Raw genomic sequence first — 13,351 nt, forward strand, 5'->3', positions numbered from 1 at the left:
TACTATGACGACTCTTTGCCTTGCTGAATTCTGCGTAAAGAGCGCTCTCTTCGAGACTCCTCACGAGTCAGATCCAACAATGTTTCTTCGATATAAGCTAAATGTGAATGTGACATTTCTCGCGCCTTTTCAGGCTGACCAGAAACAATCGCATCCACTATATTTGCTCTGTGTTTACTTACTTTTTCAACCACTTCATCGCGGCGATGTAACAACTCTAAATTCTGTAAAACATTTTGCTCTAGCAGCGGGGCAAGGCTGCGAACAATATGCAAAAGCACCACATTGTGTGCTGCCTCAGTCAATGCCACTAAGAACTTCATAACGGCACTGGCTTCTGCTTCAATATCTTGTTTTTTCTGCTCTTCGCTAATTGCCGATAAGCAATCTTGAATACGAGCAAAATCTTCGTCTGTACCGCGAAGAGCCGCAAAATAAGCTGAAATACCTTCCATCGCATGGCGCGACTCAAGTAGGTCTAACTGTGTTTCTGAGTGACTAGATAATAAATCTAGCAGAGGATCAGAAAAGCTCTTCCAAATACTTTCACTAACAAATGTCCCACCGCCTTGGCGACGAGTTAATAATTGCTTTGCTTCAAGGCGCTGAATCGCTTCTCTCACTGAGGGGCGTGATACATCAAATTGCTTAGCTAATTCACGCTCTGGAGGCAGTTGCTGTCCAGGGATTAAAGACCCTTCGGCAATCAAGCGCTCTAGCTCCTGCTCAATAACATCAGAAAGTTTTGGCTGTCGAATTCTTTGATAAGCCATAATTGATTGCTATTCCCAGCTACAAGTAAATTGGTATTACCAATTATTTATTGGCAGGAAAATTAACATATCCAAAATGGCATTGTCCAGTAAAATATTGATTCAAATCAAGGAAGGAAGGGGGCGATAACAAAACGATAACTTAATTTATTTATTAATAAATATTTAATAAACAAGATTGGTAAGACCAATCACAGAGAAGCTACAATTATTTCAAGATAAAAATTTATTTAACTCATTGATTTAAGAAGAGTGAATAAAGTTAGGGGCTGTTATTTGTCGTTAAGCGGAATAATAGAAAGTAGCCAGAGTGTAATCATTTGTAACTCTGGCCTACCTAAAAGGGTTAAATTGTATCAAGGTGCTCAATCATAAGCTGAAGCGATTGATTGCCTCTGAACTCATTGATATCAAGCTTGAATGCGATGCGAGCCGTCTTCGTGGAAGCGTCTGGCCAACGTTTAAGATCGACATTAAAAGCAATACCATCAATCATTATGTTGGTCGGGTGCCCTTTATGCAGTGGCTCAAGCATCATCTTTAGATGTTTTTCCCCGACGAGCTTTTGATGAAGGATTTTAAACTCACCATCAAAAATAGGTTCAGGAAAGGCTTGGCCCCAAGGTCCACCAGAACGTAATAGCTCTGCCGTGTGCATTGAAAACTGTTCGGGAAGAAGCTCTCCGTCAGACATAACCACACCTTTAAGTGCGTTATCATCTAGCTCTTGCCTTACAATTTGATCAAACAGGCGAGAGAACATCTCAAAGTCCGACTCTTTAATACTTAGCCCTGCCGCCATCGCATGGCCACCAAACTTAGCAATAAGACCCGGGTTTTGAGTATCAATGCGATCAAGTGCGTCTCTCATATGTAATCCAGGAATTGAGCGACAAGAGCCTTTGATCATCCCTTCTCCGCCGTCTGCGAATGCAATGACAGGGCGATGAAACTTCTCTTTAATTCGTGAAGCCAGAATACCAATAACACCTTGGTGCCAGTCTCGTTGGAATAGGACCAATCCATGGGGTAGCCCACTGTTGTCACCAAATTGGAGACGTTCACAAAAAGCCATAGCTTCTTGCTTCATTCCCTCTTCGATCTCTTTACGCGTTTGATTAAGCCCATCAAGCTCACTCGCCATTCGACGCGCCGCATGAATGTTATTGCTCATCAACAGCTCAACACCAAAGGACATGTCATCTAAACGGCCTGCGGCATTAATCCGAGGTCCAAGAGCAAAGCCAAAATCGGTTGCGACCAAACGATGGGCATCTTTCTTCGCCACTTCGATTAAGGCTTGAATACCCGGTCTCGCTTTTCCTGCTCTTATACGTTGTAAACCTTGATGCACCAAAATTCGGTTGTTCTCATCTAACGCAACCACATCGGCAACCGTACCAAGGGCAACTAAATCGATAAGCTCCATCAGTTTTGGTTCAGTCATATTGTTTGAGCTAAACCAAGCGACTTTTCGCATGTGTACGCACAGCGCCATCATCAGATAGAAGGCAACGCCTACCCCAGCGAGTGACTTAGATGGGAAGTTACAGGATTCCAAGTTCGGATTGACCATCGCATCGGCTATTGGCAATTCGTGTCCCGGTAAGTGATGGTCGGTAACGATAACGGTTAGCCCTTTTTCTTTGGCATAACGCACGCCATCAATCGACGAGACACCGTTATCTACAGTCATGATAACCTGAGCACCAATCGCAATGGCTTGATCGACAACTTCAGGGCTCAGCCCATACCCATCTTCAAAACGGTTTGGTACTAAGTAATCAACGTTACTGCTGCCTAGCATACGAAGGGCAAGTACAGATAATGCTGAACTGGTTGCTCCGTCAGCGTCAAAGTCGCCGACCACAATGATCCGTTGATTTTTAGAAACTGCTTCAAACAACAATTCAACCGCAAGCTGAATACCATCCAGTTTCTGATAGGAATGCAAGGCTTTAGCCGCTTTATCTAACTGCTGTGAAGAGCGAATACCTCTACTAATGTAGATTCGCTTTAATAACGGTTCAATTGGATCTGAGAGAAGTGAAAGGTCGACGTCAGGTCGACGGAGGATTTCTATCATAAATAAACGTTTAGCAGGTGATCACTCACCTGCTCCTTGTTCTAAAATTGTCTTAACTGACAGTCAAATGAAGAGGCAGCATGATTACTGCGCTTCTAATTGCTCCAGTAATTTTGCTGGCGGTAAATAGCCACCAACCATCTCACCACTTGGTAAGAATATAGATGGCGTACCACTGATACCAAGTGACTTACCAACGGTATAATGCTGCTTCACTGTTTGCTGGCATTGAGCAAAGTTATCACCCGGCTCTGGCAGGCGACGATTCACCTTCGCATCATGCATGGCTGTTTTTGGATCTTCAGCACACCAAATTGCCGCCATTTGATCACCAACATCAGAGGCTGGTCCCTGACGAGGATATGCTAAGTAACGGACTGTAATACCTAACGCATTATACCCATTGAGTTGGTTGTGTAATCTCACACAGTAACCACAAGTAATATCGGTAAAGACTGTTACCACATATTTTTCATCATCGGCTTTAAATTCAATAACACTGTCGCTTAGAGCCGCAACTTTTTCTGCATTAACAGGCGCTTGACGTTTAGCAAGGACATCGACATACCCACCATTTTCTTTATGCTGGTATAGCGTTCCTGACATGAAATACTCACCATCAACTGACGAGTATAAAATGCCGCCACTGGTTTGGACTTCAAACAAGCCTTCAATCGGCGTTGGTAAAATATCCATCACTGTCAAATTCAGCTTTGAAAAGTTGCTTTGAATCTTTTGCTTCGCTTCATCACTCAACCCGGCAAAGCTTGATGCTTTCATCTCAGCGGAATCACTTTGAACTGTCGCAGTTTCCTCAACTTTAACAGTCTCTTCTGCGTTACAAGCCACGATAAAAAATGGCAATGCGAATAACGATAGTCGGCGTAATACGCTCATTAAAATCACCTTAAATTAAGCCCTAGGATGGTGCTCACTATGAATTTGTTTTAGCCGCTCAGTAGCGACGTGAGTATAAATTTGTGTCGTCGATAAATCACTGTGGCCCAGTAGCATTTGTACCACTCGTAAATCGGCTCCGTAATTGAGCAAGTGAGTTGCAAATGCGTGCCTTAGTACGTGAGGTGACAGAAGCTCTGTATCAATCCCAGCAATTACAGCATAGTGCTTTATCCTATGCCAGAATGTTTGGCGAGTCATCTGTCTCGCTCGTTTACTTGGAAATACAACGTCAGACGTTTTCTCTCCAAGTAACGTAGACCGTCCTTGCTCGATGAAAGTTTCAATCCAATCAACCGCATTTTCTCCCATCGGCACTAATCGCTCTTTTCCACCCTTACCCGTAACACGAACCACGCCTTGGCGGATGCTAATGTTTTCCATTGTTAAGCTCACAAGCTCGGTCACACGAAGTCCCGTCGCATATAAAAGCTCAAGCATCGCTTTATCACGAAGTTCAAGCGGATCATTGGGATCGGGGGCGTCTAACAACGCTTCAACTTGCTGTTCCGATAAATCTTTAGGTAAACGCTGCGGTAGTTTAGGGCTAAGCAACAATGCACTTGGATCGTCAGCGCGCACTTTCTCACGATGTAGATACTGAAACAGGCGACGAATAGCCGAAAGCATCCGCGCTCTTGAGGTCTGCTTATAATCTTTATCAGCCAACCAGCTTTGATACTCTTGCAGCCCCGACAAGCTAATCGCATTCAAACGATAATGATTATCTGACATCCACTGAAGCAGTTTTTGCAGGTCATTGCGATATGAAATCAGTGTGTTTTCAGATAACCCTCGCTCCATCCACATAGCATCAAGAAATGATTCCATGATTTTCTGCTCAGGTGATATAGCTTTTTGCTCGAAAGATACAGAGTCTTGCTCTGTAGACGATGACTTTTGTGTTGTTTGCGACACGATTAATCTCTTTAACTTCAATCTGTAAAGGTTATGTGACTGCAGCTACTAAAGCCACAAATTTGTCTATTTGATCAAATTCTCACTGCAATGCTTGCACATTTATGGTTAAAATCCGTCATCGCACATCAAATATGTAACATTATGAAGATTGGTTTGTTTTACGGCTCAACAACCTGCTACACCGAAATGGCAGCAGAGAAAATACGCGCTATTATTGGAGAAGAGCTAGTGGATATTCACAATATCAAAGAGAGTTCTATCTCTTTGATGGCTGATTATGACTTATTGATACTCGGTATCTCCACTTGGGACTTTGGTGAAATCCAAGAAGATTGGAGCGAAATATGGCAAGAAATCGCTGGCGTATCGCTAAAAAACAAATCCGTTGCACTATTCGGATTAGGCGATCAAGAAGGTTATGGCGAGTGGTATCTCGATGCGATGGGTCTTCTTCATGATGAACTAAAGCAGATCGACGCTAATCTTATTGGCTACTGGCCAAATCAAGGCTACGAATTTGAAGCATCAAAAGCGCTCACACCTGACGGCACACAGTTTGTTGGTCTTGCTCTGGATGAAGATTCACAATATGAACTCAGTGATGAACGCATTACAACTTGGGTAGAGCAGATATTAGTTGAGTACCAAGCGACGCTATAATTAGGAGCTGAAGTACTTTATGGCAGAGACCGAAGTACTTTCGCGAAGTCTAATCATTCGTTTTACTTAGCAAGCCTTTAAATTTCCGCCAATCAAATACCAATCCAGGATCAGTTTTACGCAACGGGGCGATATATTGATGCCCCGTTATTCGTTCTGGCGAAATTTGCGGATATTGAAGCATAAGTGCACTAGTTAGCTGTGAGAGTGATTGATACTGCAATTGGGTATAAGCACTAAAATCATCCCCCTCTAGTTCAATTCCAATCGAGTAATCATTGCATCGCGCTCGACCAGCAAAAGAAGAAAGACCCGCATGCCAAGCTCGTTTGGTAAAAGGCACAAATTGAATCACCTTTCCTTGACGATCAATAAGACAATGGGCTGATACCCTCATATTCTCAATCACTTTAAAAAATGGGTGCAGTGACGAATCAAGCTTTCCAGTAAAGAACTGCTCAATGTAAGGACCACCAAACTGGCTCGGTGGTAAACTGATGTTATGAATGACCAGCAATGAGATATCGCTTGGATCGTCTCGTTCATCACAATGTGGTGATGGAAGATGCTTCGCATTGGCGTACCACCCATGTTGATCAATCATTTATCTAACCCTTTTTAATCAGTATCCAATTGATTTTATCCATTCCAAGATGAAAAGCGAGATTAAAGGCTGAATTTAATTTCGACTGCTAGTATCATGCCCCCACCCTCAAGCCAACGACTAGATTTGCGATGAAAAACACACATAACAGCCAACAACGCCTTGATTATTTAAAAACCCAACTGCCACTTGAAATTAGCCGAGCAGTAGCGGAAACACTAAGAGAGGATCTTGGTGGTGTTGTTGATGTGGATGCTGATATTACTGCAAGTCTGATCCCTGCAGATGCGACAAACGTAGCGACGATTATTACTCGCGAACACGGTGTATTTTGTGGCCAAGCCTGGGCAGATGAAGTGTTCAAGCAAATTGGTGGAACGGTAAGCATTGAATGGCACGTGAAAGACGGCGATGTGGTTGAGCCAAACCAAACGCTTTGTACCCTTTCAGGTCCATCTCGCGCACTACTAACCGGTGAGCGAAATGCAATGAACTTCATTCAAACTCTTTCTGGCTGTGCGAGCATTACTGCGACCTACGCAAAGCAATTAGAAGGCACAGAGTGTCGCTTGCTAGACACACGTAAAACCATTCCCGGCCTACGTAGTGCACTTAAATATGCTGTGGCTTGCGGTGGCGGTTTCAATCACCGTATCGGTGTGTTTGACGCGTACCTAATTAAAGAGAACCACATCATTGCCTGTGGTGGCATTGAAAAAGCTGTCGCTACGGCAAAACAGCTTAACCCGGGTAAGCCGGTTGAGATTGAAACAGAAAGCCTAGAAGAGCTACAAAGTGCTATTGATGCAGGTGCTGATATCATCATGCTTGATAACTTCACCACTAACATGATGCGTGAAGCGGTGAAACTTAACGCTGGCCGCGCAGCGCTAGAAAACTCAGGAAACGTCACTCTTGAAACGATCCGCGAGTTTGCTGAAACAGGCGTGGATTACATCTCTGTCGGCGCACTGACTAAACACCTACAAGCATTAGACTTATCGATGAGATTCCAATCTTAATCGATTAATTGCCAGCAAAATTACAAATAAAGAAGAGAGGCCAAATCTATTGATGCCTCTCTTTTTTTTCTAGCTTAAAAATACTTCATTGCTCAGTACTTTATATGCCACTCGTCGAATAATTTTGCACTGTGAATGTAATATAGGTTTAACTTCAACAATTTGCCTCGCGCTCACTCTCCCACTTCATTTCTAGATTCACTAACACTATTTACTCTGACTGCATCCCTTATACATCGCAAACGGAGAAAATAATGAAAGCGATCAATAAGAAACAGAAAGGCTTTACCTTAATTGAATTAATGATTGTAGTGGCGATCATTGGTGTGTTGTCGACTATTGCTATTCCTGCCTATCAGGATTATGTAAAGAAAAGTGAAGCGGCTTCAGCGTTAGCAACAATGAAGTCACTTCTGACTCCTGCCGAACTATATGTTCAAGAGAATGGTGATTTTCTAAAGGCAAATGAGGCAGATATATTAAAAGCGGTCGGTATATCCGCGGACTCACATAAACTAGGTAGTATTAGCGTTCCTTCTGACAATAGTTTCGTATTTACTTTTGGAGATGCTTCTGCGGTATCTAAAGATACGACTATAACTTATAGCAGGAATCCAGATACTGGATGGACTTGCTTGGTAACCAAGGGCGCAGGAATTGAAACAACTTCTTGCCCAGAAGCAGCAAGTTAATCGATCTTGCTAACTAACCTTCCCACCATCTTGCGTCAAGCTAAACTTTTAAGCTTGGTGCAAGAGCAGACCGTGATGGAACATGTGAACGCTTCAGGTATGTCAGTACCTGAAGCATTACTTGATCTTGAACTATTCCAATCTAACGATCTCACAAATCAATTAAGCCATATTTTTGGTCTCACTCCAGTGCAGTTAAACCAGTTTGATTACGCTACACTTTGTCATTCCCTCGGACTAAGAGAGCTCATCACCCGCTACAACGCTCTGCCACTACAAAATAATGGCTTGGTTCTTTCTGTGGCGGTTTCTGATCCTACCCACACTGAAATTGAAGATGAATTTCGCTTTGCATCAGGGCTTCAGGTAGAGCTTGTTTTAAGCGATGTAAAAGAAATTGAAGCAGCTATTCGTCGCTTGTACGGCAATGCTATTGGCGCCTCGACCTCATCAACAAAAGAGATCAGCCAAGATGAGCTAGCTAACCTTGTTGATGTCGGTGATGATGAAATACAGAGCATCGAAGATCTCAGCTTGGATGATGCCCCTGTAAGTCGCTTCATCAATCAAATTCTACTGGATGCAGTGCGAAAGGGAGCCTCTGATATTCACTTTGAGCCTTACGATGATCTTTATAGAATACGCTTACGTTGTGACGGGATACTGATTGAGACACAAAGCCCAGCAACTCAACTCAGTCGCCGTCTGTCAGCTCGGTTAAAAATCCTCGCCAAGCTCGATATCGCAGAGCGTCGTTTACCTCAAGATGGCCGAATCAAACTTCGCTTAGATGATACAACGTCCATTGATATGCGCGTTTCAACCTTACCAACACTGTGGGGAGAAAAAATCGTTCTACGTCTACTTGATAGCAGTAGTGCAAGCCTCGATATAGATAAACTTGGCTACAGTGATAAACAAAAACAACTCTACCTAAAGGCGTTAAAACAGCCACAAGGGATGATTTTAATGACAGGCCCAACTGGAAGTGGAAAAACTGTTTCACTCTATACAGGCTTAAGCATTCTCAATACACCAGAAGTAAACATATCCACCGCTGAAGACCCGGTTGAAATTAATATCTCAGGGATCAATCAGGTGCAGGTTCAACCCAAGATCGGCTTTGATTTTTCGAAAGCACTGCGCTCTTTCTTACGCCAAGACCCTGATATCGTCATGGTTGGTGAGATTCGAGATTTAGATACTGCTGAAATCGCGATTAAAGCCGCTCAAACAGGACACTTAGTCTTATCAACTCTGCACACCAACTCTGCGGCTGAAACCGTCATTCGCCTCGGTAATATGGGCATTGAGGCATTTAATCTCGCTTCATCACTAAGTTTAATCATCGCTCAACGACTAGCACGTAAGCTTTGCCCTCACTGTAAACTTCCTCACTTAGATAGCGTATTAACTGAAAAGCTACAGCTGCCAAATAGTGACACTATTTTTAAAGCCAACTCTACTGGCTGCAATGAATGCAATGCTGGTTATTCTGGTCGAACGGGCATTTATGAAGTAATGCCTTTTAACCATGAACTCGCCGATGCTGTGATCAAAGGGGCATCGATGATTGAAATAGAAGGATTGGCGAAATCTCACGGCATGCAAACTCTACAAGAGTCAGGGCTAGAGAAGCTAAAGCAAGGCATCACCAGCTACTCGGAACTGCAACGCGTACTCTATTTTTGACCTAATGGATGAAATGATTGATAGATGAGAAACACGAAACCAACTCAATTAAAAAACTATCGTTGGAAAGGTATCAACAGTGCCGGAAAACGTGTTTCTGGTCAGATGATTGCACTGTCAGAAATAGAGGTTCGAGATAAGCTTAAAGAGCAGCATATCCAAATTAAAAAAATCAAAAAAGGATCAATATCTTTTGTATCGAGAATAACTCATCGCGTAAAAGCGAGAGATATCACCATACTGACGCGACAATTGGCCACTATGTTAGGCACAGGTGTTCCCATCATTCAGGCTCTTAAATTGGTGGCAGACAACAACCGTAAAGCAGAGATGAAATCAATCTTATCTCAAGTGAGTAAAGGCGTTGAGGCTGGGACGCCAATTTCAAAAGCACTTCGCACTGCAAGCCCGCTGTTTGACTCTTTGTATGTCGATTTAGTCGCAACGGGTGAGCAGTCCGGTAACCTACCTGAAGTATTTGAACGACTGGCAACCTACCGAGAAAAAAGTGAGCAACTAAGAGCCAAAGTCATCAAGGCCCTTATCTACCCCACGATGGTAGTACTGGTTGCGCTAAGCGTCTCCTATTTAATGCTCACTGTGGTTATTCCAGAGTTTGAAAGCATGTTTAAGGGGTTTGGCGCGGATCTGCCTTGGTTTACTCAACAAGTTCTCTATTTATCCCACTGGGTTCAAGCCTATAGCCTGACGATTGTAGTTGCTGTTATTGCCACTTTTTTTATCGTTAAAACGATTCGCAAAAAGTCGTTTCGTATTCGTCTCTCCACCAGCAAATTGAGTTTAAAATTACCTGTTATTGGCGGGGTATTTTCTAAAGCCGCGATTGCCAAATTTAGTCGCACGCTGGCGACAAGCTTTAGTGCTGGCATCCCCATTTTAACCAGCCTTAAAACCACGGCAAAAACTTCAGGTAACCTCCATTATCAAACCGCTATTGATTCGGTGCACCGAGATACGTCAGCCGGTATGCCAATGTACATAGCAATGAGAAATACCGCGGCCTTTCCTGAAATGGTTTTGCAAATGGTGATGATTGGGGAAGAGTCTGGTTGTCTTGATGACATGCTCAATAAAGTCGCTACTATCTACGAATTTGAGGTCGATAATACCGTTGATAATTTAGGCAAGATTCTCGAACCACTGATCATTGTCTTTCTTGGCGTTGTCATTGGAGGATTAGTTGTTGCTATGTATTTACCAATCTTTAACTTAATGAGTGTATTAGGATAGTATTAAGCTTTGATATGCTAATGGCTGATATGCTAGTAACTGATATCGTTACTAAATAGCATCAATGGCTATTCTCCTTAATTACTCGAGTAAAAATATGGAAGTGTTTGAGTTACACCCTTGGCTATTCACCACCTTTGCCATCGTATTTGGTTTGATCATAGGTAGCTTTCTCAATGTTGTTATTCACCGACTGCCTATCATTATGGAAAGAGAGTGGCGTCAAGAGTGTGCTGAATCCTTCCCTGAATATAAAATCACACCTCCTGAGGGAGATTATTCATTAAGCATTCCTCGTTCGACATGCCCAAAATGTCAGACTCAACTGAGGCTTATTGATAACGTACCAATCTTAAGCTGGCTATTTCTCAAAGGAAAATGCCATAAATGTGAAGACAAAATTTCAGTACGTTACCCACTTGTCGAGCTATTATCAGCCTTAATGAGTGGTGCTATTGCCTACAATTTTGGCCCAAGCTACTTCTCTATCGCACTAGTACTATTTAGCTTTGTTCTAATAGCGGCTACCTTTATCGATCTAGACACTATGCTGCTACCCGATCAGCTTACTCTTCCTCTTGTTTGGTCTGGCATTACGCTAGCACTATTTGAAATAAGCCCTGTGTCACTACAAGATGCAGTGATCGGCGCTATTGCCGGTTACCTGTGCTTATGGCTTGTCTATTGGGGCTTTAAGCTGATAACCGGTAAAGAAGGCATGGGCTATGGTGATTTCAAATTACTCGCAGCTCTAGGCGCATGGCTTGGCTGGCAGTATCTGCCAATGATCATTTTACTCTCTTCTTTAGTCGGTCTAATTTTTGGTCTGATTCAACTTCGACTACAGCAAAAAGGCATCGATAAAGCATTCCCATTTGGGCCTTACCTCGCTATTGCGGGTTGGGTTAGCTTAATGTGGGGAGAGCAGATTATGTCTTGGTACCTTAGTTCATTAGTAGGAGTTTAATATGACTTTTGTCGTAGGTATCACCGGTGGCATTGCCAGTGGGAAAACAACCGTCGCGGATCTTTTTCATCAACATTTTGATATCGACATTGTGGATGCCGACATCATTGCCCGTGAGGTTGTACAGCCAGAAAGTGAAGGGCTTAATGCAATCATCGCTCATTTTGGGCTAGACATTGTTACCAACAGTGGTGAACTTAATAGAGCTAAACTCAGAGAGCAGATCTTCTCTAACCCTGAAGAAAAACAGTGGTTAGATAATTTATTGCATCCAATGATTCGCCATAAAATGAAGAACGACATAGAAGCGGTAAACTCCCCCTACGCACTGCTTGTTATTCCTTTATTAGTCGAGAACAACCTACAACAGATGACCGATCGAATTCTGGTGATCGATGTAGATGAGCAAACTCAAATTGAGCGTACAATGAACCGAGATAGTGTCTCTTTCGAGCAAGCTCAATCCATTCTTTCAGCGCAAACAAGCAGAGAGACGCGTCTTAGCTTTGCCGATGACGTGATTAAAAATGATACGGAAAACAAAAAACTTATGCCTCAAATCACAGAATTACATCAAAAGTATCTAGCTATTAGTAGTGCAAATCTGTGAGAATAGAACAGAGACATTCGAAGGCGATAGCAATGACCACCCATAAGTTTGAACATCCTCTTAATGAAAAAACACGCATTTATTTGCGAGTAGAAGCACTACTCCATCAACTCAAGGTGTCTTCTCAATTTTCAGATGATCTTCAACATTTACTTTTCTTCCGCTCACTGTTTGATTTGCTCGAAATTTTCGAACAGATTCAGCTTAAAAGCGAACTAGCAAAAGATATAGAAAAACAACGCCTTACTTATAAAAGTTGGTTAAACGTTGAAGGTGTCGATCAAGCAATGCTGCTCGATGTCTTAAATGAAGTTGATCTCGTGCATGGTAATCTAATGACGGCTGAGCGTTTTGGTCAGTCACTAAAAGATGACCGTTTCATTAGCACCATTCGTCAACGTTTCAATTTACCCGGTGGCTCGTGCTGTTTCGATTTACCAGCACTGCATCATTGGCTTCACTTGCCAACGACACAAAAAGAGCATGATACCAATGTGTGGTTAGGGACATTAACACCACTCTCAGATGCATTAACGCTATGGCTTAAATTGGCTAGAGAAACTGGGTACTATAAACCTCAACTTGCGAACAATGGTTTCTTCCAAAGTGATGCTGAAGAAGCGAATATTCTAAGACTCGAGATCCCTCTACAATACGGTGTGTACCCTATGATTTCAGGGCATAAAAATCGCTTTGCTATTAAATTCATAGACTTTAAATCAGGCCAAGCGTGCACTCAAGATATTCAATTCTCCCTTGCTGTTTGTAGCTAGCACTCAGCTTAATACTGCCCTCTTATTCATCGATATCAGCGAGTACACGCTCTAGTTTCGGTTCTAATATCAAGTTGCAATTCAGGTATCAAGAACCGACAATATCAGTAATACCAATACGAGATTGATCCAATGTCAAAGAAAACCACGATTGTAAAATGTCCGCAATGTAGCGCGGATGTTGAATGGGGAGAGCAAAGCCCACACCGCCCTTTTTGCAGCAAACAGTGCCAGATGATCGACTTTGGTGAATGGGCAGATGAAGAAAACACGATTGCCGGTGCACCCGATATGTCAGACAGTGACGGTTGGTCAGAAGACCCACATTAAAGCTACAGCTAAC

Annotated in this window: 14 protein-coding genes; 9 read left to right on the forward strand and 5 right to left on the reverse strand. The window is 42.8% G+C overall.

The window, feature by feature from the left end:
* Positions 1-2: 2 nt before the first annotated feature.
* The 4 genes from pdhR to xerD form a co-directional block, all read right to left on the reverse strand.
* A complete protein-coding gene (pdhR, locus tag L4D20_RS08605) occupies positions 3-773 on the reverse strand; it encodes a pyruvate dehydrogenase complex transcriptional repressor PdhR (protein ID WP_428801167.1) in 771 nt (256 codons plus the stop codon).
* Between the two features lie 346 nt (positions 774-1,119).
* On the reverse strand, positions 1,120-2,859 hold the full coding sequence (gene recJ, locus L4D20_RS08610) for a single-stranded-DNA-specific exonuclease RecJ (protein ID WP_428801168.1): 1,740 nt from the start codon (positions 2,857-2,859) through the stop codon (positions 1,120-1,122).
* Positions 2,860-2,943: 84 nt separating this feature from the next.
* Positions 2,944-3,756, reverse strand: coding sequence for a thioredoxin fold domain-containing protein (locus L4D20_RS08615; protein WP_428801169.1), 813 nt, complete (start codon positions 3,754-3,756; stop codon positions 2,944-2,946).
* 15 nt (positions 3,757-3,771) lie between these two features.
* The gene (gene xerD, locus L4D20_RS08620) at positions 3,772-4,647 is read right to left on the reverse strand and encodes a site-specific tyrosine recombinase XerD (RefSeq protein ID WP_428801284.1); all 876 of its coding nucleotides are present in this window, start codon (positions 4,645-4,647) and stop codon (positions 3,772-3,774) included.
* Between the two features lie 231 nt (positions 4,648-4,878).
* Between xerD and fldB the strand changes: the two genes are divergently transcribed.
* Positions 4,879-5,397, forward strand: coding sequence for a flavodoxin FldB (gene fldB, locus L4D20_RS08625; protein WP_428801170.1), 519 nt, complete (start codon positions 4,879-4,881; stop codon positions 5,395-5,397).
* 49 nt (positions 5,398-5,446) lie between these two features.
* Here fldB and ampD read toward each other — a convergent pair whose 3' ends face one another.
* Positions 5,447-6,001, reverse strand: a complete 555-nt coding sequence (ampD, locus tag L4D20_RS08630) for a 1,6-anhydro-N-acetylmuramyl-L-alanine amidase AmpD (RefSeq protein ID WP_428801171.1) — start codon at positions 5,999-6,001, stop codon at positions 5,447-5,449.
* Positions 6,002-6,132: 131 nt separating this feature from the next.
* On the opposite strand from ampD, the gene nadC reads away from it, so the two are divergent.
* The 8 genes from nadC to yacG all read left to right on the forward strand — a co-directional run bounded on the left by nadC (position 6,133) and on the right by yacG (position 13,338).
* Positions 6,133-7,023, forward strand: coding sequence for a carboxylating nicotinate-nucleotide diphosphorylase (nadC, locus tag L4D20_RS08635; protein ID WP_428801172.1), 891 nt, complete (start codon positions 6,133-6,135; stop codon positions 7,021-7,023).
* 254 nt (positions 7,024-7,277) lie between these two features.
* A complete protein-coding gene (locus tag L4D20_RS08640; RefSeq protein ID WP_428801173.1) occupies positions 7,278-7,715 on the forward strand; it encodes a pilin in 438 nt (145 codons plus the stop codon).
* A gap of 6 nt (positions 7,716-7,721) precedes the next feature.
* Complete coding sequence (gene pilB / locus L4D20_RS08645; RefSeq protein WP_428801174.1) at positions 7,722-9,407, forward strand: type IV-A pilus assembly ATPase PilB; 1,686 nt, start codon at positions 7,722-7,724, stop codon at positions 9,405-9,407.
* 24 nt (positions 9,408-9,431) lie between these two features.
* Positions 9,432-10,658: a type II secretion system F family protein gene (locus L4D20_RS08650; protein WP_428801175.1), complete on the forward strand. Its 1,227-nt coding sequence runs from the start codon at positions 9,432-9,434 to the stop codon at positions 10,656-10,658.
* A 97-nt stretch (positions 10,659-10,755) separates the two neighbouring features.
* The gene (locus L4D20_RS08655) at positions 10,756-11,625 is read left to right on the forward strand and encodes a prepilin peptidase (RefSeq protein WP_428801285.1); all 870 of its coding nucleotides are present in this window, start codon (positions 10,756-10,758) and stop codon (positions 11,623-11,625) included.
* A 1-nt stretch (position 11,626) separates the two neighbouring features.
* Complete coding sequence (gene coaE / locus L4D20_RS08660) at positions 11,627-12,235, forward strand: dephospho-CoA kinase (RefSeq protein ID WP_428801176.1); 609 nt, start codon at positions 11,627-11,629, stop codon at positions 12,233-12,235.
* Positions 12,236-12,267: 32 nt separating this feature from the next.
* The gene (gene zapD / locus L4D20_RS08665) at positions 12,268-13,008 is read left to right on the forward strand and encodes a cell division protein ZapD (protein ID WP_428801177.1); all 741 of its coding nucleotides are present in this window, start codon (positions 12,268-12,270) and stop codon (positions 13,006-13,008) included.
* A 132-nt stretch (positions 13,009-13,140) separates the two neighbouring features.
* Positions 13,141-13,338 (forward strand): DNA gyrase inhibitor YacG, encoded by a 198-nt coding sequence (gene yacG, locus L4D20_RS08670; RefSeq protein ID WP_428801178.1) that lies wholly within the window; start codon positions 13,141-13,143, stop codon positions 13,336-13,338.
* Positions 13,339-13,351: the final 13 nt, after the last annotated feature.

The organism is Vibrio kyushuensis (assembly GCF_050337325.1).
Classification (GTDB): domain Bacteria; phylum Pseudomonadota; class Gammaproteobacteria; order Enterobacterales; family Vibrionaceae; genus Vibrio; species Vibrio kyushuensis.

What these genes read in the sequence shown, in the direction of transcription:
- pdhR (WP_428801167.1), bottom strand. Translation starts at nt 773, where the DNA reads ATGGCTTATCAAAGAATTCGACAGCCAAAACTTTCTGATGTTATTGAG.
- recJ (WP_428801168.1), bottom strand. Translation starts at nt 2,859, where the DNA reads ATGATAGAAATCCTCCGTCGACCTGACGTCGACCTTTCACTTCTCTCA.
- L4D20_RS08615 (WP_428801169.1), bottom strand. Translation starts at nt 3,756, where the DNA reads ATGAGCGTATTACGCCGACTATCGTTATTCGCATTGCCATTTTTTATC.
- xerD (WP_428801284.1), bottom strand. Translation starts at nt 4,647, where the DNA reads ATGGAATCATTTCTTGATGCTATGTGGATGGAGCGAGGGTTATCTGAA.
- fldB (WP_428801170.1), top strand. Translation starts at nt 4,879, where the DNA reads ATGAAGATTGGTTTGTTTTACGGCTCAACAACCTGCTACACCGAAATG.
- ampD (WP_428801171.1), bottom strand. Translation starts at nt 6,001, where the DNA reads ATGATTGATCAACATGGGTGGTACGCCAATGCGAAGCATCTTCCATCA.
- nadC (WP_428801172.1), top strand. Translation starts at nt 6,133, where the DNA reads ATGAAAAACACACATAACAGCCAACAACGCCTTGATTATTTAAAAACC.
- L4D20_RS08640 (WP_428801173.1), top strand. Translation starts at nt 7,278, where the DNA reads ATGAAAGCGATCAATAAGAAACAGAAAGGCTTTACCTTAATTGAATTA.
- L4D20_RS08650 (WP_428801175.1), top strand. Translation starts at nt 9,432, where the DNA reads ATGAGAAACACGAAACCAACTCAATTAAAAAACTATCGTTGGAAAGGT.
- L4D20_RS08655 (WP_428801285.1), top strand. Translation starts at nt 10,756, where the DNA reads ATGGAAGTGTTTGAGTTACACCCTTGGCTATTCACCACCTTTGCCATC.
- coaE (WP_428801176.1), top strand. Translation starts at nt 11,627, where the DNA reads ATGACTTTTGTCGTAGGTATCACCGGTGGCATTGCCAGTGGGAAAACA.
- zapD (WP_428801177.1), top strand. Translation starts at nt 12,268, where the DNA reads ATGACCACCCATAAGTTTGAACATCCTCTTAATGAAAAAACACGCATT.
- yacG (WP_428801178.1), top strand. Translation starts at nt 13,141, where the DNA reads ATGTCAAAGAAAACCACGATTGTAAAATGTCCGCAATGTAGCGCGGAT.